Origin of the sequence: Desulfovibrio sp. 6_1_46AFAA (assembly GCF_000224635.1) — a bacterium.
GTDB lineage: Bacteria > Desulfobacterota > Desulfovibrionia > Desulfovibrionales > Desulfovibrionaceae > Desulfovibrio > Desulfovibrio fairfieldensis.
In genome coordinates, this window is the sequence record NZ_JH114303.1 from 288137 (window position 1) to 309340 (window position 21204).

Genomic DNA, 21204 nt, shown 5'->3' on the forward strand with positions numbered 1-21204 from the left:
AGAGAGAGAGAGAGATGTAAAAAAATTTTGTAATATGCATGAATTATAAATATAACTATAAAAATTATATAAGTATATTTCGTTTGATATCTCAAAATACATTTTTTACTTCCTTCAAGGCTGGAAAAATGCCTTTTCCCCTAATTTTTTTCTTTCTTCAGCCGAAAATGAGAGTATCTTCCACATTCATAAGGCATCTTCCGCTACGCCACCGACAAAGCCACTGAAAAACTACAGCCGGGGCGCGACGACCAACACCGTTTCTGTGGTGAAACTTGCGAGGCCTCTGGAGAAGGCAAAGGGCGGACCGTATGGAAAATCTGAAAATCTGGCAAAAAATGACCATGGGCATCGGCCTCATCCTATTGCTGGCCGTGGTCATCAGCGTTGTGTCGCTGAACGTGATGAAAACCGTGGACGAAGAAACCACCAATATCAAAATAGCGTTCGCGCCCCTGCAACAACTCGCTAATAACCTGGACCAGCAGGTGACCGCTATTCCCGGTCAGATGCTCGCTTTCCAGAACGGCAACGCCGAAGCCTGGGATAATGTGCGGCGCCTGCTTGAGCAGACCGACCAGAGCCTGACCGGACTGGCGGCTCACCTCAAGGCCAATCCCGTCATCCCGGACACGGGCAAGGCAGCGGCGGGTCGCGCGGCCTTTGAAAATCTGAAAAAATCCCTGCTCGAAACGCATACGGCCCAAGAGAGCCTGGTGGCCCTGCGCAACGACATGAACAAGACCGGGGCGAAACTGCTGGACGAAACCCGGGATTACGTCCAGCGGATGAACACGGTGCTCGACCGGTTCGTGGCGGATCAGGATACCGCGGAAGCCGCCAGGGCCCTGCCCCTGGTCCAGGTCGGCCAGCATGTCATGGACGCCATCAATTACCTTCGCATCCGCATGCTGCGCAGCCTGGCCGAAAATAACCGGGACTACGCCAAAGACAACCTGCCGGTGCTCTTTCCCGCGCTGCTCACGCAGGTGGACGAACTTTTGCCCCGGATCAGAAATGCCGAGCTGCAGGAACACCTGAAGACCCTGCGCGCGCATGTTGAGGAATACCGCGATGCGCAGGCCAAAACCCTGCAAATCTGGGAACGCATCGACGCGCTCAACGCGCAGTGCAACCAGGCCTGCGAGGAAGCCATCCACGCCGCCCGCGGCATCGCCGAAGCCGGCGACAAGTTACAGACCACGGCCATCGTCACCACGGACAATGAAGTCAGCAGCGCCATTACCCTGATTTACACGGTCAGCAGCGCGGCCCTGCTCGCGGGCCTGCTGATCGGCCTTGTGCTCACCCGCGGCATCACGGTCCCGGTGGGCCGGGCCCTGCGCTTCGCCCGCGCCGTGGCCGAGGGTCGTCTGGACCAGCGTCTGGGCCTGCGCAGGAAGGATGAAATCGGCCAGCTCTCCGTGGCCCTGGACAGCATGGTGGACGCGCTGAACGAAAAAATCAGCGAAGCCGAGCGGCAATCGCACGAAGCCGAGGAACAGTCGCGCAATGCCCAGGCGGCCATGCGGCAGGCCGAGGCCGCCGGCAAAAGCGCCCAGGCCAAGACCGAGGCCATGCTGGCGGCCGCCGACAAACTGGAAGCCATGGGCAATGTGCTTTCCTCGGCATCCACCCAGCTTTCGGCCCAGATCGAGCAGGCCGACAAGGGCGCGGCGGAGTCCGCCCAGCGCCTCTCCGAAGCGGCCGCGGCCATCAATGAAATGGACGCCACCGTGCAGGATGTGGCCCGCAACGCCGGCGCGGCTGAATCCGCCTCGGGGGAAACCAGAGAGAAAGCCGAAGCCGGCGCGGGCATTGTGGAAAAGGCCGTGCAGAGCATTGAGGAAGTGCACCGGATGTCCATCACGATCAAGGACGACATGGCCCAGCTCAGTGAGCACGCCCAAGCCATTACCCAGATCATGAACGTCATCTCGGACATTGCGGACCAGACCAACCTGCTGGCCCTGAACGCGGCCATTGAGGCGGCCCGCGCGGGCGAGGCCGGGCGCGGTTTCGCCGTGGTGGCCGACGAAGTGCGCAAGCTGGCCGAAAAAACCATGGCTTCCACCAACGACGTGAGCAGCGCCATCAAGGCCATCCAGGAAAGCACGGCCAAGAGCATGGAAGCCGTGGACGGCGCCGTGAACCAGATCGGGCAGGCCACGGGCTTGGCCAATGATTCCGGCAGGGCCCTGCAGGAGATCGTGGCCACCGTGGAATCCACAGCCGACCAGGTCCACGCCATTGCCGCGGCCAGCGAGGAACAGTCTGCCACCAGCCAGGAAATCAACCAGTCCATCGTCCTGGTCAACGACAGGGCCAGGGAAACCGCCGTTGTCATGACCGAAGCGGCCAAGGCCGTCGAAGAGCTGGCAAGCCAGGCCCAGGGCCTGACCCGCCTGATCCAGGAACTGAAGAACAGTTAAGCGGATGGAGGCCCGCGCGGCGGGGGGTTCGTCCGAATGGCAAAAGAAGAGTGCCGCTCCCCATGGGCGGCGCTCTTCTTTTATATTTTATAGATGTTGTATCGGCGGCTCAGGGCAGCATCCAGTGCAGCACCCCGGACTGCAAATACGTCAGAACGCAGATGAACAGGGTCATGGCGACGCTGTGGCCAAGAGTGAAACGGAAGAGGTTGCCCTCCTGCCCCACCAGGTTGGTGGCCGCCGTGGCCACGCTGATGGACTGGGGCGAAATCATCTTGCCCGTAACGCCGCCCGAGGAGTTGGCCGCCACGGCCAGATGCGGGTCCATGCCCACCACTTCGGCCGTGGAACGCTGCATGCCGCAGAAGAGCGCGTTGGAGGAGGTGTCCGAACCGGTCAGGAACACGCCCAGCCAGCCCAGAAGCGGCGAGAAGAGCGGGAAGAGCGAGCCGGTCAGGGTAAAGGCGATGCCCAGGGTGGAGCTCATGCCCGAATAGTTCATGAGATAGGCCAGGCCGAGAATCATGGCAATGGTCAGAATGGGGAAGCGCAGCTGCACGGCCGTGCGCGCGAAGCAGGCCACGGCCTTGCCGAAGGAGTAGCCGGGCATGAAGGGCACGGAGAAGAAACCGGCCAGCAGAATGGCCGTACCGCCCGCCGAAAGCCAGTTGAAAGTGAACATGGCCGGGTAATTGGGGTCCTTGCCCGCGGCCAGAATGGGCGCCGCCTTGTGCACCATGCCGTCCAGGCCGGGCCAGGCGAAGGTGACCACCGCGCCGGGGATGGCATTCAGCAGGTTCTTGAACTGCGGCAGGCCCCACAGAAAGACCATGACGGCCAGAATGATGTACGGCCCCCAAGCCCGCAGCACAATACCGGCCGACGGCGGGGCCCCTTCCAGCACGGAGGCGGATTCGCCCGCGAAACGCCAGATCCGGGCGGGCTTCCAGACCCGCAGCAGCAGGACCAGGGCCACGATGGTGATGAGCGCCGACATGATGTCGGGCAGGGTCGGGCCGTGGAAGTTGGAGAAGAGGAACTGCGAGGCGGCAAAGCTGATCCCGGCCACGGCAATGGCGGGCAACACTTCCATGGCGCGCCGGAAGCCGCACATGACCACGCAGAGCCAGAGCGGCACGATGACGGAAAGGAAGGGCAGCTGCCTGCCGACGATCTGGCTGATGGTCAGATCCGAGAAGCCTGAAACCTGCCCGGCCACGATGACGGGCACGCCGATGGCGCCGAAGGCCACGGGCGCGGTATTGGCGATAAGGCAGATGCCCGCCGCGTACAGGGGCTGGAAGCCCAGGCCCACCAGCATGGCGGCGGTGATGGCCACGGGCGTGCCGAAGCCCGCCGTGCCTTCAATGAAGGAACCAAAGGCAAAAGCGATGAAAATGGCCTGCAAACGCCGGTCGTCGGTAAGACGGGCCAGCGATTGCTTGATATGCTCGAATTCTCCCGATTCCACGGTCATGTTGTAGACCCAGACCGCGGTGATCACTATCCAGATGATGGGGAAGAGGCCGAAAGCCGCGCCGTAGATCAGGGAACTGAATGCCGTGCCCACAGGCATGCCCCACACCAGAACCGCCAGCAAAAAAGAAAGGATCACGGCCGTGGCCGCGGCGTAATGCCCTTTGGCGCGACGCACCGCCAGCATGTAAAAGAGGGCAAAAAGAGGAATACCGGCCAGCAGCGCGGAAAGAAGCGCGCCCCCGGCGGGGTCGTAGATTTGCGTCCAGGCCATATTTGCTCCTTCAACGGTTAGATGTTGCCCATCTCTTGTTTGAACAGAACCCATGCGAAAGGCGGCCCGGCCCCTTGCGCAAAGGGCCCGGAACATCTTCCGCAACATATCCACCGGGTCAGCTTTGCATTGAAATTGCTTCCAATTTCAATATCGGCCGCCTTGACCCGTTGCGACGCAGGAGCTTCAGCCGCAGGCGAACTTGTGCGCATACGGGCAAAGACAACGTCGTCAACCACGGCTGAAGACTGCAATTGCGTGCGTGGCCGCCGGAACAGATCAACGCGAAATTCACACTGTTCCGCGGCGTGTGGGAAAAGCTGGTTCAGGAAAGACTGGCGGGAGGGGCGAGGGAAAAGGGCAACATGCCCCGGATTTCACGAAAACCGGGAATATGTTCATTGGTGCGGGGAAAATCGATCCGCGCGAGAAAGCGAGACGGAAAAACAAGCCGGGCGGTAACGCGGGCGAGCGATCCCGGTTCCGGTCCGGCGGATGCGGAGCGGTGACGCTGCTTCCCTTCCGGTTGCCGGAAGGAAAAAGAAATGGAAAAGGCGGGAAGAGCTCGAAAAACGCTGGAGGTCATGAACGGCGACGTTACGAACTCCAGGGACCGGGCCGGAGCGTTCCGTCCACAGGTCAGCAGGAAGACCGTAACGATCCCCATGCATATTCCGCAGAAAAGGCAGAACCGACGAATGGCGTTCATGGCCGCGCTCTTTTTGTCTCTGGAGCCTTTCAACGTTGAAAGGCTCAACCGTGTGCGGCATGGGGTCAAACCCGGCTTGTCAGGCAAGCCGCCGCACGATGGGACCGTACAGCCGTCCCACTGTTTCAACCCTATCCTAACGGTGGGATAAATCAACAGGTTTATCGGGGCCGCATCAAATAAGGAAGCGATATTACACAAAAAAGAGGTATGGCTAAAACGCGCGGGACACGGAAAGGCGCGAAGCGCCTTCAGCGCCGCAGACCGGAGGGCAGGGCGAAATAGGCCCTCGCCGCCAGGTCGAAGAGAGAACCGGGCAGAAAGCTGGCCCACCAGAACAGGCGATGCTTGCGCGAGCTGTCCCGCCAGGGCGCGATGCAGGCGCGGGCCTCGGCATTGCGCCCCTCGCGCCAGAGGGCCACGGCCTTCTGAAAGGCCGCCCGCCGGGTCAGCAGGGCCGCCAGATCGGCGTGCTCCGCGTCATAGCCGGGATAGAGGCGGCGGTGTTTATCCAGAATGCGCAGGGTTTCGTCCGCGAATTGGCCGAACTTGCGGAAGGTGGTGTTGGCCCCGTGCACCCGCCAGAGGGTCAGGGGCTCGTCCACGAAATCCAGCTCCCAGTCATGGGCGATGCGATAAAAGACGTCGGCCTCCTCGCAGACATTGAGGCTTTCGTCAAACCAGCCGCCGTCCCACGCGCCGGGGTCCGCGGCCAGCCCGGCCAGGGCTTCACGCCGGATCACGGCCGAGGACATGGAAATCCACTGCCGCTCCATAAGCTCGCCGAAAACCATGCCGCGCGCGGGCCGGGCCTCGGCGAAAAGGCGCTTGAGCACGCGCTTGCCGTCAAAAATTTCCGTATCCGTGCAGACCAGGCCCACCCGGGGATCGGCCTCGAACAGGGCCACCTGCGTTTCCAGCTTGCGCGGCCGCCAGAGATCGTCGCAATCCAGAAAAGCCAGGTAGCGGCCGCGCGCCCGCATCAGGGCCAGGTTGCGCGCCGCGCCCAGGGGCACGGTGGTTTTGCCGCGAAAATAACGCAGCTTGGGGCCGTAGCTTTGGGCAATGGCCGGGCTGTCGTCCGTGGAGCCGTTGTCCCAGAAGATGACTTCAAAATCCCCAAAGGTCTGGGCCATAAGGCTGCCCAGAGCCGCGCGCAGATCGCGGGCGCTGTTCAGGCAGTTCATGATCACGGATACGGCGGGAGCGCTCACGGCTTCTTTGCCTCCGGAGTTGTTGCGTCAGGTTCGGCCAGCTCCCGCGCCCGGCGGAAGACCCAGTATTTGCAGAGCAGATAGACAAAGACCGGAACCAGCACCACGGCCACGGGCATGGCAAACTCGTAGGCCAGGCCCAGGCGGACGAGCAGCCAGACAATGCAGGAGTTGAGCCCCAGGCCCACGGCCTGGGTGGCGGCAAAGCGCGGCAGCATGGCCCGGTGGCCGCCCCTGGCCTGGAATGTCCAGAGGCTCTGGCCCAGGTAGGAGACAAAAAAGCTGATCAGATAGGCCAGACCGTTGCCCACCAGCAGGGGCAAAGCCCAGACGTTCACGAACAGCAGCCCCAGCAGGGCATAGCAGAGGGTCGCCAGGCCGCCCATCAGGCCGAAGCGTACCCAGCGCCGGGCCAACAGGCTTTGCACGAAGCGCCGCAGGTCCTCCCAGGTGGGCACAAAGCCGGTCACAAGGTTTTCTCCACAATATAGCGGGGCCGCCGCCGCACTTCCGTGAAAATCTTGGCGATATACTCGCCCATGACGGAGAGGCAGAACAACTGCACCGAGCCCAGCAGCAGAACCACGATGATCAGCGAGGTCCAGCCCGGAATGACCGTGCCTTCCATGTACCGGAACAGCGAAACCAAACTGTAGGCCAGGGCCGCCAGCATGCAGAGCAGGCTCATGAAGCCCGCCAGGCGCAAGGGCGCGGCGCTGCAGGAGGTGATGCCCTTCCAGGCGAAGGAAAGCATTTTCAGCAGAGGGTACTTGCTCTCTCCGGCCTGGCGCGACAGGCGCGCGTAGTAGACCTTGCCGCTCTTGAAGCCCAGACCGGGAAAAAGCCCGCGCAGAAACAGGGTCTGCTCCCCGTAGCACGGCAGAACTTCCAGCACGGGCCGGGCCACCAGGCGGTAATCCGCGTGGTCCGGGATCAGGCGCACGTTCAGCCAGTTCATGAAGCGGTAGAAAAAGTGCGCGGTGCCTCGCTTGAAGGAGGTGTCGGAACTGCGGTCTTTGCGCACGCCGTACACAATGTCGCAGCCTTCGGCATAGCGGGCCAGCATTTCCGGGATGACCCCGATGTCGTCCTGCAGATCGGCGTCCAGGCTGATGATGCAGTCCGCGCCCCACTGGCGGGCCGTGTCCATACCGGCCCAGACCGCGTTCTGGTGCCCGGCGTTGGCCGCGAAGCTGATGCCCCGGCAGAAGGAATCGTGCCGGTGGCGTTCTTCCAGCAGTTGCCAGGTGCGGTCGCGGCTGCCGTCGTCCACATACAGGGCGTAGCTTTCCGGCCGGATCAGGCCCTCGGCCTTGCAGCGCTCCAGCAACTCCGCCAGGGCGTTCAGCGTGCGCGGCAGGGTTTCTTCCTCATTATAGCAGGGAACCACCAGGGCCAGCAGGGGCGCGGGACGGGACAGCATGGCAAACTCCTGTGAGACGGCGGCGCGCCCTTAGAGTATTTTGCGCTTGAAATTATCGCTTAACGGCGAAGTAAATTCGCCTTGCGATACTTTCGCGGTGCGGATTTTCCATGAAAATCCGCCTAGGGCGTTGAGATATTTTCAATATCAAAACGCTCTAGGCCGCCACGGCGCGGGACAGGGCCGCGCAGACTTTTTCCACATCCTCCCGGCTCAGGCCCGGATGCAGGGGCAGGGTCACCAGTTCCGCGTACAATTGCTCGGTGACCGGCAGGCGCACGGCCCCGGCGCCGAAAAAGCTCAGCAGATGGTTGGGCTTGTAATGCACGCCAGTGGGAATGCCCTCCCGGGCCAGGGCGTCCTTGACCGCGTCCTTGCGGCCGTTCAGGATGCGCGCGGGCATAATGTGCGGCACGATGAAATCTTCCGGGTCGGTGCGCAGCAGGGCCAGGCCGGGCAGGTCCGCCAGGCGCTCGGCATAGATGGCGGCCAATGCCCGCCGGACCGGAATGAATTCGCCGTCCAGGCGGGAAAGCTGCACCCTGCCGATGGCGGCCATGAGATTGCTCATGTGGTAGCGCCAACCCTGGCGTTTGACGTCCGGGTCCCAGGAACGGATACCGGCAAAGCGCTTCTGGGCGTCATTTTCCACCGAAAGCAGGCGCGCGTCCGAAGCCAGGCGCGCGGCCTCGGCGTCAAAGGCCACCAGGCAGCCGCCCTCGCCGGAGGTGATATTTTTGATGCCGTCAAAGCTGAAGCAGACCATGTCCCCGAACGAGCCGATCCTGCGCCCGTGATGGCGGCAGCCGAAGGCGTGGGCCGCGTCCTCCACCACGCGCAGACCCTTGCGCCGGGCAAAGTCGTAGACCTCGTCCAGATGCCAGGGGTTGCTGGCGTAGTCCACGGGCATGACGGCGATGGTGCGGGGGGTGAGGCGCTTTTCCGCGTCGTTAAGATCCAGGGTGCCGGTTTCGGGCAGCACGTCGCAGGCCACGGGCACGCAGCCCGCCGCCGTGACGGCCTGGAAGGAGGCCACAAAGGTCAACGAGGGCACCAGCACTTCAGCCTTGCCGCCCGTGACGCGGCACTGGGAAGCCACGGCATCCACGGCCAGGTGCAGGGCCGCCGTGCCCGTATTCGTGGTGATGACCTGTTGCGGGGTCACGCCGAGATACGCGGCGAGCTCCTCTTCAAACAAACGGGTCTCATTGCCTATGCCCAGATAGCCGTCTTCCAGAATGACCCGGCTGACGGCGCGGGCCTCGGCTTCACCCACAATGGAACGCGAAAGACGCAAGGCCATGGGCCCCTCCGCGGATTGCAAAAATTCTCCGGACGCGGCATGCGCCCGGAGAATTTTTATAATAGCCCCTATCGCCGCCCGGAGCAAGCGCCGGAGCGGGACGGCGGCGGCAAAGGCCACCGCCCCGGTCCATTTTCCCTCTTACAGCGCCGGGGCTGTTTCCGGCGGATTCGCAGGCCTGAAATCCGCGAACACGGAGCAAACCTTGCTCAGCACATGCAGCGAAGATTGCAGGCTGCTGCCGATCAAGTGGATGGTGAAGCCGTCGAGATCTTCCGCTTCGCCGAAATGTTCCATGAGATATGCCGTGACATAGAGATTGTCATACACCTTGCCGAGCAGCCCGGACAGATCCTTTGCCCTGTGCGCGTCAAGCATCTCCTCTTCATATTTCAGCATATACGACGGCACGCGGTAGCAGCGCAATTCATGCGGCACCTCTTTGGCCGGGGCGCCGGGATTGACGGGAGAAGCATCCGGCACGGCGCATTCCCCCGGTTCCGGCTCTTTTCCGGCCGCGAAGGCCAGCAAGGCCCGCGCCGTCTGTTGCAGCGTTTCGGCCAATGCGGCGCAATGGGAAAAATCTGGAGAAGCGGCGGGCGGGATGGGTCGGGGCTGTGAACGCTGAGCGTTCAGAGAAGGATCGGACATCAGGCACCTCTACGGCTTTCTTATTGGAGCCTTCAGAATGAAAAGCTCCGGGTGCTAAGAACTGCCGTAGAGCAGCGGACTATTTCCCGGCAAGCCGGTCTTGTATTTCGCCCACACCCGGAACGATAATGCGGGAAGGCACGCCCTGCCGGAGGCAAGACGCAAGAAAACCCACAAGCTGTCGGGGTGGGAAACCGTCTACGGAAGGTGTTCTTAGGCACCTGTGGGGAGGGCAACATATTTCAGGGCGGCAGTCAAGGATTCCCCGCCTGGTGTCTAATTTAAAAAATTAGACACATAAAACCCGTAGGGTTTTACGGCGGTGAAGCCGCCATGAGCCCGCGAAAAACCATGTTTTTTCGTGGACGATCCTGCGAAAATTGTGGGCATAGTTATGCTCTCAATTTTTGCAATCAGACACTAGGATGCGGGTGGGGATTTTTTTTGGGGGGGCTTGTCGCACAGATGACGTTTCTCGCTGCCCTGCGGGCACAGAGGCCTTACGCCTCCCGGCGTTTGGGCCGCCTGCGCGGCGCGCGGCAGGGGACCGCGCAGGCGGCCCACCGCCGTTCAGGCGAAAAAAGCCGTGTCCGAAGGGCACTATGCATACCGCTTGGGCAGCAAGCCCCCCAAAAAAATCCATCACCGGAGGCGCGTCACACGCCCCGCCCCGAACCCGCCCTACGTCGCGCTGAGATCAATATCGCTGAGCAGATTGTCCAGATCCAGCAGAATGAGCAGGCGGTCGTCCAGCTTGCCGATGCCCCGGATATATTCGGAACCGATGCCCGCCACCACCGGCGGCGGGTCCTCGACCGTGCCCGCCGGAATGCGCAGCACCTCGGAAACACCGTCCACCAGGAAGCCCACGATCTTCTGCCCCAGTTCCATGACCACGATGCGGGTGTTGCTGTCGTGCTCAAGGACGGGCATGTTGAAGCGCGTGCGCATGCTGATGACCGGGATGACCTTGCCGCGCAGGTTGATGACGCCCTCGATGAAGGCCGGAGCGCGCGGCACCATGGTAATCTGCATCAGGCGGATGATTTCCTGCACGGCCAGGATATCCACGCCGAATTCCTCTTCGCCGATGCGGAAAGTGACCAGCTGGATCAGGTCGCCGTCGTGCTCGTCGTGTCCCTGGCTTTTCATATCTTCTATAATCTGACTCATGGCAAAACCTCCTCAGGGGCTGTCCGGGACACGCCGCCTGTCATGTGCGGTACAGCGGAGCGGTCCGGATCGCGGCGGCATGGCCGCCCTCACCTTGTCCGTTTGTCCGCCCCGGTGCTCTTGCTTGAGCTGACTCGCCGACAATCCTTATCGGCTGCTGTGAAAAATACTTGAGGCCTGCTGCTTTAACCCCAGGCTTCGGCCTGCGCGCGCTCCGCCTCGCTGAGATAGCCCAGCCAGACGCGGCGCATGGCTTCAAAATGGTTGACGCGCAGATCCTCGGCCCAGGCGCTGCGGACATCCCAGGGCTTGGGGCCGTGGAAATGCACGATATGCCCCGCGTCCAGGCAGTCGGCCTGATAGGGCGGGCAATTCCAGCGGTCCTCCAGGCGGGTGACGCGCTTGCCGAAAAAATAGTTCAGCAGGGACTGGTCCAGGTTGCCGATGCGGCCCACATTCTGAAGGGAAAAAGCCAGAAAATGCCCGATCAGGTCGCGCCGCCGCAGACGCGCCAGGTTGAACAGCACCACGCCGCTGGAAAACGTCCAGATGGGAAAAGGCATGGGCACGGTATAGCGCTGTTCCCGGAACTCATAGGCAAGGCTTTCATACTCATGGTAAAACGGGGCCGTTTTTTCGCGGGCCATGCCCATGTACAACGGCAGCGGGCCGTTGAAAAGCGCGTCCAGGGGACGCTGGAACAGCATGTCCGCGTCGCAGTACAGCACGGCTTCATCCCCGGCCAGTTCCGGCACCAGGGCCAGCTCCAGTTTCAGAAAGCAGCCGATGTTGGCATGGGTTTCCGGCGGCAACAGGTCGCGGCTGAGGCGGGGCTGGTAGCGCGCCAGCGGGATGCCCTCGCGGGTCACGCCTTCAAGCACCTCCGGCTTGTCCCCGGCATAGACGCAGAGACAAGGCGCGTCGGGCCCGTGCAGGGCGCGCAGGGAACGCACGGCCACCTTGAGCAGCAGCAGATAGCGCGGATTGTCGTCAATGCAGAAGACGACTTTCATCTTCCTCTCCGCGTAGGTGTCGGCGCAGCCGCTCGACACGATCGGCCAGGTCCGCCGGGTTGAAATCATTGACCGCCGCCAGCACCCCGGCCAGGTCTTCGGCGTAGGGCGTGCCTTCCACCAGGGGGATGAAGGCTTCCAGCGCGCTTTCCACGCCGCCCCAGTCCGTTTCCATGCGCTGCGGCAATTCCTCAAGCAGGCGCAGCAACGCACGCTTGTGCTCTTCGGCCAGACGCAGGTCGCCCGCCGTGGCGGCTAGGCGGCTGTGGCTCTGGAGCAAACGGATGCTCCCCAGGGCCTCGTCCATGGCCGCTTCAAAACGGCGCAGCAGGTCTTCGTCGGGCGGCACGCCGGGCAGGGAGGCCTCCATTTGCCTGGTCAGTTCCGTGACCCGCTCCACGCCCAGGTTGGCGGCCACGCCCTTGACCGTGTGCGCCAGGCGCGCCGCGCCGCGATAGTCATAGCGGGCCAGCAGATCGCGCAACTGCGGGGCGCTTTGGCCGTAGTGCTCCACAAAACGGAGCAGCAGCTCGTTGTACAGCTTTTCATTGCCGCCCACCGTGGCCAGGCCCGCCTTGATGTTGACGGCCTGCCTGTCCCCGTCGGGGACAGGCGCGGGCGTCGCCGCGACGCCCGCCTCCTCCGACGTGCGCCCGGCGGCCTCCCGCACGGGATTGCGGGCCAGCCCGCCGGGCAGCCACTCCTCAAGGGCCGCATACAGTTCCGCCGGATTCACGGGTTTGGTCAGATAGTCGTTCATGCCCACGCTCTTGCCGTCCATGCGCGAGCCCTTGTCGGCATGGGCCGTCATGGCCAGAATGGGCAGTTCCTCCGGGGAGCGGCCCAGTTCACGGATCCGGCAGGTGGCTTCAAGGCCGTCCATAACCGGCATCTGCACGTCCATGAGCACCAGGGACACGGGCTGCCGCCGCACGTATTCCACGGCTTCGCGCCCGTTCCCGACCACGGTCACCGCAATCCCGGCCTGTTCCAGCAATTCCTTGGCGATCTGGCGGTTGATCTCGTTGTCGTCCACCACCAGCACCGGCGGCACGGCTCCCGCGTCCCGCTCCCCGCCGTCCGGAACAGGCAGGGGATCATCCTCTCCCACATCCGGCGGCAGATCGAACTCCAGGTCAAAGCTCAAGCGGCTGCCTCGGCCCGGCGCGCTGTCCACCGTGATCTCGCCGCCCATCAGCTTGACCAGGTGGCGGGCCAGCGCCAAGCCCAGTCCCAGGCCGCTGCCGGAACGGGTCATGGACATGTCACCGGGCACAAAGGGCTCGAACAATTTGGCCTGGTTTTCCCCGCTGATGCCGGGCCCGCTGTCCGCCACGCAGAAACGCAGGCGCGTTTTGCCCGCGGCCGCGTCCGGCAGCGGGGCCACGCTCAGCTCCACCCCGCCTTCCGCCGTGTACTGCACGGCATTGTCCAAGAGGATGCGCAGCACTTCCTCCAGATGCCGCTCGTCGCCGAGCAGGCGCGCGGGCAGGCCCGGCGCCGCATGCAGCGCCAGGGACAATTTTTTTTCGGCGGCCTGGGCGGCCACGCTCTGGCGCAGCAGGTCCAGAAAACGGCCCAGGGGAAAAAGCGTGAGTTCCGGCCGCAGGCTGCCTTCGTCCACGCTGGCGAAGTCCAGAATGCGGTTGAACATGTCCAGCAGCACGCTGCCGGATTTGTTGATCTGGGAGAGATACTTGCGCTGGCCGGGACTCAACTCGGTCTGCAGGCAGAGATAACTCATGCCGATGATGGCGTTCATGGGCGTGCGGACTTCGTGGCTGATCCGGCGCAGAAAATCCTCCTGCACGCCGGAGGCCTTCTGGGCTATCCGCAGGGAGGAAAGCGCCTGGGCCCTGGCCTGCAGGGCCTGTTTCCGGCTGGCGTGCGCCGCCGCCTCCGCCGTCTTCAACTCCTGGATGCGCAGAAGCAGCGCGCCCTTCATCTTTTGCAGGGAGTCGAACATGCCCGCCAGCTCGTCGCCGTATTTCAGACGCAGGGGCGCGGGATCGTTGCCCGCGGCCACGTCCTCGGCATAACGGCCCACCAGGCCCAGGGGCCGGGCCACCCGCTTGTGGAAAACAAGCATGCCGACCGCCACATTGACCGCCAGCAGGACCAGGCCGACGATAGCCAAGCCGAGCATCCACCACAGGGAACGCTTCTGCGCGGACATATGCGCCAGAAAATCCTGATAGAGGTGGGCGCGCAACTGCCGCCCGGCATTGCTGATTTTGTCCGGAATGCGCGCCAGCTTGGTGTCGTAGACCCATTGCAGGGCCTGTTTGGGTTGGCGGTCGCCCTGAATGGAAAATCCGCCCTGCGCGTCGGGGTACAGGCCGCGCGCCCGCATCACGGCGATTTCGGTCAGGCGATTCAGCAGCTCGTTCTGCTCCAGGCAGAACTGGAGCAGGCTTCTTTCCTCTTTGTCCAGATCAAGGCTGTTCGCGATCTCCTGCAGGGAACGCCCGCCCTCCCCTTTGAGAAATGAGCCCGACGGACGCCCGACAGCGCCGCGCTCGGCCAGGAGAAGAGTCTGCCATTCCTCCAGCCGACTCTCATTGGGCGCGCTGACGTAGTCCAGGGCCAGACGGTATTTGTCGGCCGCGCCGACCCCCAGCTCGCTGAGCAGCGCGTCTATGCGATAGAAATTGTGCAGCAGGCCGTTGACTTCCCGCAAGTCGCGTCCGAGCCAGAAAAAACAGACCCCCAGCAGGAGCACCAGACCCAGTTGCACCAGGTTGGAGGTTTTAATAATGGCCCGGATCGTCATGCCTTCACTCCCACGCACCTCAGGGGCGCGGCCTCGGCGGCCTTCTTGATGTTGTTGCCGTAGTACCATAGGCTGCCGGAAAAATCATCTTCCAACCCATTGCCGGACGCGGCGATGGCAGCCCGGCGCGACGCCGGGCGCGGTGACGCCATGGCAGCTTCCGCCCCACGCCCCTTTTCCCGCCTTGTCCCCCACCTGGCCCTGCTCACGGCCATGTGCGTCTGGAGCACTTCCTACGTGGCGCTGCGCATCGCGCTTTCCGGCCTCACGCCCCTGCAGGCCATGGCCGGACGCATGCTGGTGGCAAGCCTGGTCTTCGCCCCCCTCTGGCCCCGCCTGTTCCGGGACCTACGCCGCCACGGCCACCTGGGGGCCCTGCTGCTGATGGGCTTCTGCGAACCCTGCTGCTATTTTCTGTTCGAAACCCACGCCCTGCGGCTGACCACAGCCTCCCAGGCGGGCATGGTGGTCTCTCTTCTGCCTCTGATCGTGGCCGGCGTGGCCTGGGTCGCCCTGGGCGAACGGATAAGCGGACGGGTCTGGCTGGGCTTTGCCCTGGCCGTGGGCGGCGTGGTCTGGCTTTCCCTGGCCGCCGCGCCCGCGGACAACGCGGCCGACCCCATGCTGGGCAATGCCCTGGAAGCTCTGGCCATGCTCTGCGCCGCCTTTTACACAGTCATCGCCCGGCGGCTTTCCCCGCTCTACAATCCCATGCAGATCACCGCCGCGCAATCCGGCCTGGGCATGCTTTTCTTCTGCCTGCTGCTGCTTTTTCTGCCGGAAACGAGCCGCCCCATTTCCCTGGGCCTGGAACTGCCCGCCTGGGCTCCCTGGGCCAGCGTGCTCTATCTCGGCGGCTGCGTGACCTTCGGCGGCTACGGGTTGTACAATTTCGGGGTCAACCGGCTCTGCGCCGGGCAGGCCGCGGCCTATACCAACCTGATCCCGGTCTTTACCCTGCTGTTCGGCGTGAGCCTGCTGCACGAGGTCTTTCTGCCCTCGCAGTACCTGGCCTCGGTCCTGGTCATCGCCGGGGTGCTGCTCAGCCAGTGGCGAGGAAATACGCACGCGAAAGAACCCTGCAAAAAATAGCGGCGGACCCGTTGCGCGATTCGGCTTTTTTTCAGCGTTGCCCGGCTCCGGCCGCCTCCCGGCTTCTTCGGACTTGCGGACTCCTTTTTTCAACCTCTCGATATCAGCACCGCCTTTACCGCGAAGAACGCTGCTTCCCGGAGGATGCGCGGCGCTCCCCCCGGCCGGGAAGCAGCGCGTCGCCGTCGCCGCGGCGCAGGAACAGAAAAACCAGGGAGGCCAGCAGGGTGACGCCGCCGACCGTGAGAAAGGTTTCATGAAAATGGTCCAGCAGCGACCCCGGCGCAAGGGCGTTGAACAAGCGCAGCACCGCCGTGCTGCTGGCCACGCCGAAGCTGATCGAAAGCTGCTGGGTGACGGCGAGCAGGCTGTTGCCGGTACTGACATGTTCCTGGGCGAGATCCCCCAGGGTAATGCTGTTCATGGCCGTGAACTGCGTGGACATGGCCATGCCCAGCAGGATCATGGGCAGGATCAGCATCCAGAGGGGCAGCGAGGGGGTCTGGAGTGAGAACTGGGCGATCATCAGGCCGATGCAGGCGGTGACCCCCACCAGGGTGTTGCGGTAGCCGAAGCGGCGCAGCACGCGCACGGCAAACGTTTTGGCCGTGAGGGAGCCCAGGGCCATGGGGGCCATCATCATACCGGCGGTCAGAGCCGGGTGGCCCAGCCCCACCTGGAGCATGAGCGGCATGAGATAGGGCATGCAGCCCGTGCCCAGCCTGGAAACCACATTGCCCGCGATGCCCACGCGGAAGGTGTGGATGCGAAAAACGCCCAGGCGGATCAGGGGAGCCTGGTTGCGCCTGGCGTGCCGGGCGTACAGCGTCAGAAGCGCCACACCGGCGAGCAGCAGAAAGGGAGCCAGGCCTTTTGACTCCGCGCGGCCACCGAAAAGCTCCAGGCCGCCGGAAAACAGGGCCAGCCCGAGACCGAAAAAAGCGAACCCCGTGAAATCAAACGGCCCGTGCGGCCCTGTGAACTGGGGCATAATCCGCCAGGCATAAAGCATGCCCGCCAGGCCCACCGGGATGTTGATCAGAAAAATCCAGTGCCACCCGGCATAAGTCACCAGAGCGCCGCCCAGCAGCGGTCCGACCACCGGCCCCACCAGTCCCGGAATGCTGATGAAGTTGAGCACGGCCACCAGCTTCTCGCGCGGAAAGGCCCGCAACACGGCCAGCCGGGCCACGGGCATCATCATGGCCCCGCCGATGCCCTGGATCACGCGCGAAAGCACCAGCATGCGCAGGCTGCCGGACAGGGCGCAGGAAAGGGACCCCAACACGAAGAGGGCCACCGCGAACAGAAAGACGTTGCGGGTGCCGAAGCGGTCCGCGAACCAGCCGCTCGCGGGGATCAACAGGGCCACGGTCAGGGTGTAGCCGACCACGGTCATCTGCATGGCCAGGGGCGACTCGCCGAGGCTTTCGGCAATGGCCGGCAAGGCGGTGTTCAGGATAGTGGCATCCAGAGCCTGCATGAAAAAGGCCGCGGCCGCGATCAGGGGCAAACCGGCCATGCCGCCGGGGGAAATTCTCATACGCTGTCTCCGCCCATTACAGGCCCCCGGTATCTGAGACAAACACGAACGCCCTGCTGAACGCCATTAGAGCACCCCGCCGCAAGGATTTGCAAGCAAATCCTTGCGGCGGGTCAGCGTCATCAGCGTTTATTTGCTCCGGGACCGCGGCAGGCCGGGCTTCCGCCGGAGCTCACGGCGGTGCGCGGCTACAGCCCCAGCATGGCGTAAATGGCCGCCATATCCAGATTCGCCTCCACCGCGTCGGCCAGGCGGTCCAGCTCCGGCCCCAGGCTGTAGGCGACCCCGGTGCGCGGCGCAAGGCCCCGCTCCCGGCGCAGCCGGTTCAGAAAAGCATGGCGGAAGGCGTCCGCATCGAAAACCCCGTGCAGGTAGGTGCCCCAGACCCGCACCGTGCCGTCGGCGCCGGGCAGGCCCCAGCCCAGCGTCCGCCCGGCCTCGTCCGTCATGACCGGCGTCAGCGGCATCCCGCCCGCTCCGCCGGGACGCTCTTCCGCCGGGACGCTGCGCCCGTGGTGGATTTCATAGCCCCGCACCACCAGCTCCTCTCCGGCCAGCGCGGCCAGAGCCCGGCCGGCAGTCCGGCGCAACAGTTTCGCGCCGCCCAGTTCCGTGCTCAGCGGCAACAGGCTCAGGCCCGGCTCCAGGCCGCCCTCCTCCAGGCCCAGCGGGTCGGCAATATTTTGCCCCAGCATCTGCAGGCCGCCGCAAATGCCGACCAGCGCCCCCCGGCTCCGGCAAGGCTCCGCATAGCCGCGCAGAGCCTCCGCCAAGCCCGCCCGGCGCAGAAAACGCATGTCCGCAATGCTGTTCTTGCTGCCCGGCAGAATCACGGCATCCGGCGCGCCCAGCTCGTCGGCGTGCCGCACAATGCGCAGGCGCACGTCCGCCTCGGCCCGCAGGGCGTCCAGGTCGGTGAAGTTGCTGATATGGGGCAGGTCCACCAGGGCGATATCCAGGCAGCCCGGCGCAGCGGGCCTGTCCCCGTCCGCCGCGTCCAGGCCCGGCGTGATCCCCAGCTTGAAGCTGACGGAATCCTCCTCCGGCAGGCGCAGATCCTCGAGCATGGGCACCACGCCCAGAAAAGGACGGCGCGTCCGGCGGCTCACCGCCTCCAGGGCCGGGTCCAGCAGGGAGGCGTCGCCCCGGAACTTGTTCAGCACATACCCGGCCACGCGCGCCCGGTCGGCCCGGCCCAGCAGGCTCATGGTGCCCACCAGGGAGGCAAAGGCCCCGCCCCGGTCGATGTCCGCCACCAGCAGCACACGCGCCTCGGCATGGCGGGCCATGCGCATGTTCACGATGTCGTGAGCCCTGAGATTGATTTCCGCCGGGCTGCCCGCGCCCTCCAGAACCATGACGTCCATGCCCGAGGACAGCTCGCGGTAGGCGCGGCGCACGGCCTTCCAGGCCTCGGGCTTGTAACGCAGATACGCGCCCACCCGCATCTGGCCCACGGGACGGCCTAGCACAATGACCTGGGAACCCACATGGGAAGTGGGTTTGAGCAGCACCGGATTCATGCGCACGTCGGCGGGCAGGCCGCAGGCCACGGCCTGCAGGGCCTGGGCCCGGCCCATTTCCTCGCCCTGTTCGGTCACAAAGGAATTGAGGGCCATGTTCTGGGCCTTGAAGGGCGCCACTCTCAGCCCACGGCGGGCCAGCAGGCGGCAGACGGCGGCGGCGAGCAGGCTTTTGCCCGCGTTGGAGCAGGTGCCCTGGAACATCAGGGCCGGCACGGCGGCTTTGGCCGAGACGGGTGCCGGAGCCGCATCCGGCGCGCAAAAAGAGGGTCGCATGCCTCTTTCCTTACCCGCATGCGCGGGCGGGAGCAAGAAAACTTGCAGGCTCTTGCCGCATCCTTTATATAAGGAAAGTCGTAAGAACAGATCGCAACCTCTGCACGGAGGCCGCATGAAACGTGTTCTGCTCTGGATTCTGGGCATCGTGATCGTGCTGGGCGTGGCCGGGGCCATCCTGCTCGGCCGCATCGACACGCAATTCGTGGTCAATCAGATCGCCGACGCCACGGCCAAGGCCACCGGCAAACCTCTGGTCTTCGCCAGCGCGCCGAGCCTGTCCCTGCTGCCGCCCGGCGTGAAATTCGGGCAGGCCGGTTGGGGCGAGATCAAGGACGGCCAGGGCCTTGCCGTGTCCGTCAAAAGCGGCATGGTGGAGCTGGAACTGGCCCCGCTGCTCTCCGGCAACCTGGTGGTGCGCGAGGTGCGCCTGGACAATCCCGTGCTGGAAGTGCGCGAGGGCAAGGCCGTGTCCGGACAAGATGCGCCGGCGGCCGCTCCCGCCGCTCCCCCCGTTTCCGGCGCCCAGGCCGGAGCCGTCGCGCCTTCCGATGAGCTGCCCGTGGAACTGATGCGCTTGGTAGTGCGCCAGGGCGAAGTGCGCTATGTGGACGCCCGGGGCGTTCATCTGGAGATCAAGGACCTCAATCTTTCCGTGGAAAATCTGCGCCGTCGCGAAGAAGCCGGCATGCAGTGCGATTTTTCCTTTGATCTCAAAGAGGACCAAAAGGCCATCCTGGCCGGCAATCTGGCTCTGGACGCCAAGCTGCGCTATTACGCGCCGCATCTGACCTTCCGCCAGATTTCCCTGACCGTCACGCCTCTGGGCGGCCTGTTGCCCAAGGAGGCCGGGCCCGCGCAACTGGTCTGCGAGGGGGCGCTCAATCTCCAGACCCAAAGCCTGCGCCTGGCCACGGCCCGACTGAGCACGCCCCAGGCCCGCCTGACCCTCGGCGGCGAGGCCACCCTGACGCCCCAGGCCTTCAAGGGCACCGTGAGCCTGGAAGGTTCGCCGCGCAAGCTGGCCGCCCTGACCGGGCAGACGCTCAAGCCCTCGGACAACGACGTGCTGAGCTTCAAAAGCGTTCTGGAATACGCGGACGACACCCTGCATCTGCGCCAGATCGTCATGCAGCTGGACGATATTCCGGTGCGCGGAGACCTGAGCCTGGCCCTGGGCACACCCTTGGCCATATCCGGCGGCATCCAGACCGGTATGATCAATCTGGACAAGTACCTGCCCCTGCCCCAAAACGGCACATCCGCCGCGCCGTCCCGCAAAGCGGCTGAAGGCAAGGCCCAGGGCGGAGCGTCGTCCGGGAGTTCCGCGCAGTCCGCCCGATCCGTGCAATCCGCGCAAAACCGGCCCGGCGTGAATCTGCGCGCGGCTCTGGCCGGAGTGCGCCAGGGCAAACTGAGCGTCACGGACATCGCCTTTATTCTCAAGGGTGAAAAAGGCCGCTACACCGTCACCTCCTTGAGCTGCGCCCTGGGCAGCGGCGGCAGCATCAAGGGGTCGGCCGTTGCCGATCTGCCGAGCAAGGCATACAGTCTCAAGGCTACGGCCGCGGGCGTCAATGTGGGCGGCCTGCTGGAAGCTCTGGGCAAGGGCCGTCCGGTGGACGGCGTCGCAGCGCTGGACGCGGACCTGAGCATGCGCGGCGCGGACACCAAGGCCATGCTGGCCGGGCTCAACGGCCGGGGCGTGCTGGAAGTGCGCAACATGCATCTCGAGGCCATGTCCGCCCTGCCTCAGAACGTGCCGGGCCTGACCGGCAAAAAAGGCGCGGTGCCCGACCGCTTTGATCTGGTGCGCGTGCCTTTCACGGCCCGCAACGGCGAAATGACGGCCCAGCCCATCACGGTCAGCTCCGCCGGGCTCAACGCCTCGGGCCGGGCCCTGGCCAGCCTGCCGCGCGAATACCTGGACGCCACGGCGGACATCAAAACCCTGGGCATGACCATTCCCGTGGTGGCCAAGGGGCCCTTCGGCAATATTTCCTACGGCGTCGACCCCAAATTCGCCCTGGATATGGCGAGAAAACTGCCTGGCGCGTTGCTGGACGGCGGCAAGGCGGCTGGAGGCGCGACCCGGAACGGCGCGGAGGGTGCGGGCGGCGTGATGAAAAAAGGCCTTGAGGGCGCGGGCGGGCTGATGCGCGGGCTTTTCGGCAAATAGCGGCGTGCGGCCTGCGGGAGCGAGCGCGGAACTTCGGGCCCCGCTCCGGGAAAGCCGGGTTTGCCTTTTCCCGGCCCGAGGCTAAAGATTTTTTTTAGCCGACCGTTGAGAATGCTAATGTCTCATTGGAAAAATTAGACACACAAAACC

The 21204-nt window shown here is 64.2% G+C and carries 14 protein-coding genes and 1 pseudogene; 3 read left to right on the forward strand and 12 right to left on the reverse strand.

Annotation, left to right across the window (positions count from 1 at the left end):
* Positions 1-1274 precede the first annotated feature (1274 nt).
* Positions 1275-2432: pseudogene (locus HMPREF1022_RS19180) on the forward strand (methyl-accepting chemotaxis protein); the annotation flags it as partial.
* A gap of 109 nt (positions 2433-2541) precedes the next feature.
* Here HMPREF1022_RS19180 and HMPREF1022_RS11045 read toward each other — a convergent pair.
* The 10 genes from HMPREF1022_RS11045 to HMPREF1022_RS11090 form a co-directional block, all read right to left on the reverse strand.
* Positions 2542-4182, reverse strand: a complete 1641-nt coding sequence (locus HMPREF1022_RS11045) for an L-lactate permease (RefSeq protein ID WP_008682604.1) — start codon at positions 4180-4182, stop codon at positions 2542-2544.
* 325 nt (positions 4183-4507) lie between these two features.
* On the reverse strand, positions 4508-5020 hold the full coding sequence (locus HMPREF1022_RS18620) for a hypothetical protein (RefSeq protein WP_232221590.1): 513 nt from the start codon (positions 5018-5020) through the stop codon (positions 4508-4510).
* Positions 5021-5142: 122 nt separating this feature from the next.
* Positions 5143-6105 (reverse strand): glycosyltransferase family 2 protein, encoded by a 963-nt coding sequence (locus tag HMPREF1022_RS11055; RefSeq protein WP_009303155.1) that lies wholly within the window; start codon positions 6103-6105, stop codon positions 5143-5145.
* Entirely contained in the window at positions 6102-6575 is a 474-nt protein-coding gene (locus HMPREF1022_RS11060; RefSeq protein WP_009303156.1) for a GtrA family protein, read from the reverse strand. Before HMPREF1022_RS11060 ends, HMPREF1022_RS11055 begins: the two co-directional genes overlap by 4 nt.
* A complete protein-coding gene (locus tag HMPREF1022_RS11065; RefSeq protein ID WP_009303157.1) occupies positions 6572-7528 on the reverse strand; it encodes a glycosyltransferase family 2 protein in 957 nt (318 codons plus the stop codon). Before HMPREF1022_RS11065 ends, HMPREF1022_RS11060 begins: the two co-directional genes overlap by 4 nt.
* A 157-nt stretch (positions 7529-7685) precedes the next feature.
* Positions 7686-8831: a DegT/DnrJ/EryC1/StrS family aminotransferase gene (locus tag HMPREF1022_RS11070; RefSeq protein WP_009303158.1), complete on the reverse strand. Its 1146-nt coding sequence runs from the start codon at positions 8829-8831 to the stop codon at positions 7686-7688.
* Positions 8832-8972: 141 nt separating this feature from the next.
* Positions 8973-9482, reverse strand: coding sequence for a hypothetical protein (locus HMPREF1022_RS11075; protein WP_009303159.1), 510 nt, complete (start codon positions 9480-9482; stop codon positions 8973-8975).
* 681 nt (positions 9483-10163) lie between these two features.
* Entirely contained in the window at positions 10164-10655 is a 492-nt protein-coding gene (locus HMPREF1022_RS11080; RefSeq protein WP_008682618.1) for a chemotaxis protein CheW, read from the reverse strand.
* Positions 10656-10840: 185 nt separating this feature from the next.
* Entirely contained in the window at positions 10841-11668 is an 828-nt protein-coding gene (locus HMPREF1022_RS11085; RefSeq protein ID WP_009303160.1) for a glycosyltransferase family 8 protein, read from the reverse strand.
* Positions 11646-14441, reverse strand: coding sequence for a response regulator (locus HMPREF1022_RS11090; RefSeq protein ID WP_009303161.1), 2796 nt, complete (start codon positions 14439-14441; stop codon positions 11646-11648). Before HMPREF1022_RS11090 ends, HMPREF1022_RS11085 begins: the two co-directional genes overlap by 23 nt.
* A 150-nt stretch (positions 14442-14591) precedes the next feature.
* Between HMPREF1022_RS11090 and HMPREF1022_RS11095 the strand changes: the two genes are divergently transcribed.
* Positions 14592-15533: a DMT family transporter gene (locus HMPREF1022_RS11095; protein WP_035061619.1), complete on the forward strand. Its 942-nt coding sequence runs from the start codon at positions 14592-14594 to the stop codon at positions 15531-15533.
* A gap of 115 nt (positions 15534-15648) precedes the next feature.
* On the opposite strand, the gene HMPREF1022_RS11100 is transcribed toward HMPREF1022_RS11095, so the two are convergent.
* A complete protein-coding gene (locus tag HMPREF1022_RS11100) occupies positions 15649-17076 on the reverse strand; it encodes a DHA2 family efflux MFS transporter permease subunit (RefSeq protein WP_009303163.1) in 1428 nt (475 codons plus the stop codon).
* Between the two features lie 188 nt (positions 17077-17264).
* The gene (locus HMPREF1022_RS11105; protein WP_009303164.1) at positions 17265-18875 is read right to left on the reverse strand and encodes a cobyric acid synthase; all 1611 of its coding nucleotides are present in this window, start codon (positions 18873-18875) and stop codon (positions 17265-17267) included.
* A gap of 115 nt (positions 18876-18990) precedes the next feature.
* On the opposite strand from HMPREF1022_RS11105, the gene HMPREF1022_RS11110 reads away from it, so the two are divergent.
* Positions 18991-21054: an AsmA family protein gene (locus tag HMPREF1022_RS11110; protein ID WP_009303165.1), complete on the forward strand. Its 2064-nt coding sequence runs from the start codon at positions 18991-18993 to the stop codon at positions 21052-21054.
* Positions 21055-21204: the final 150 nt, after the last annotated feature.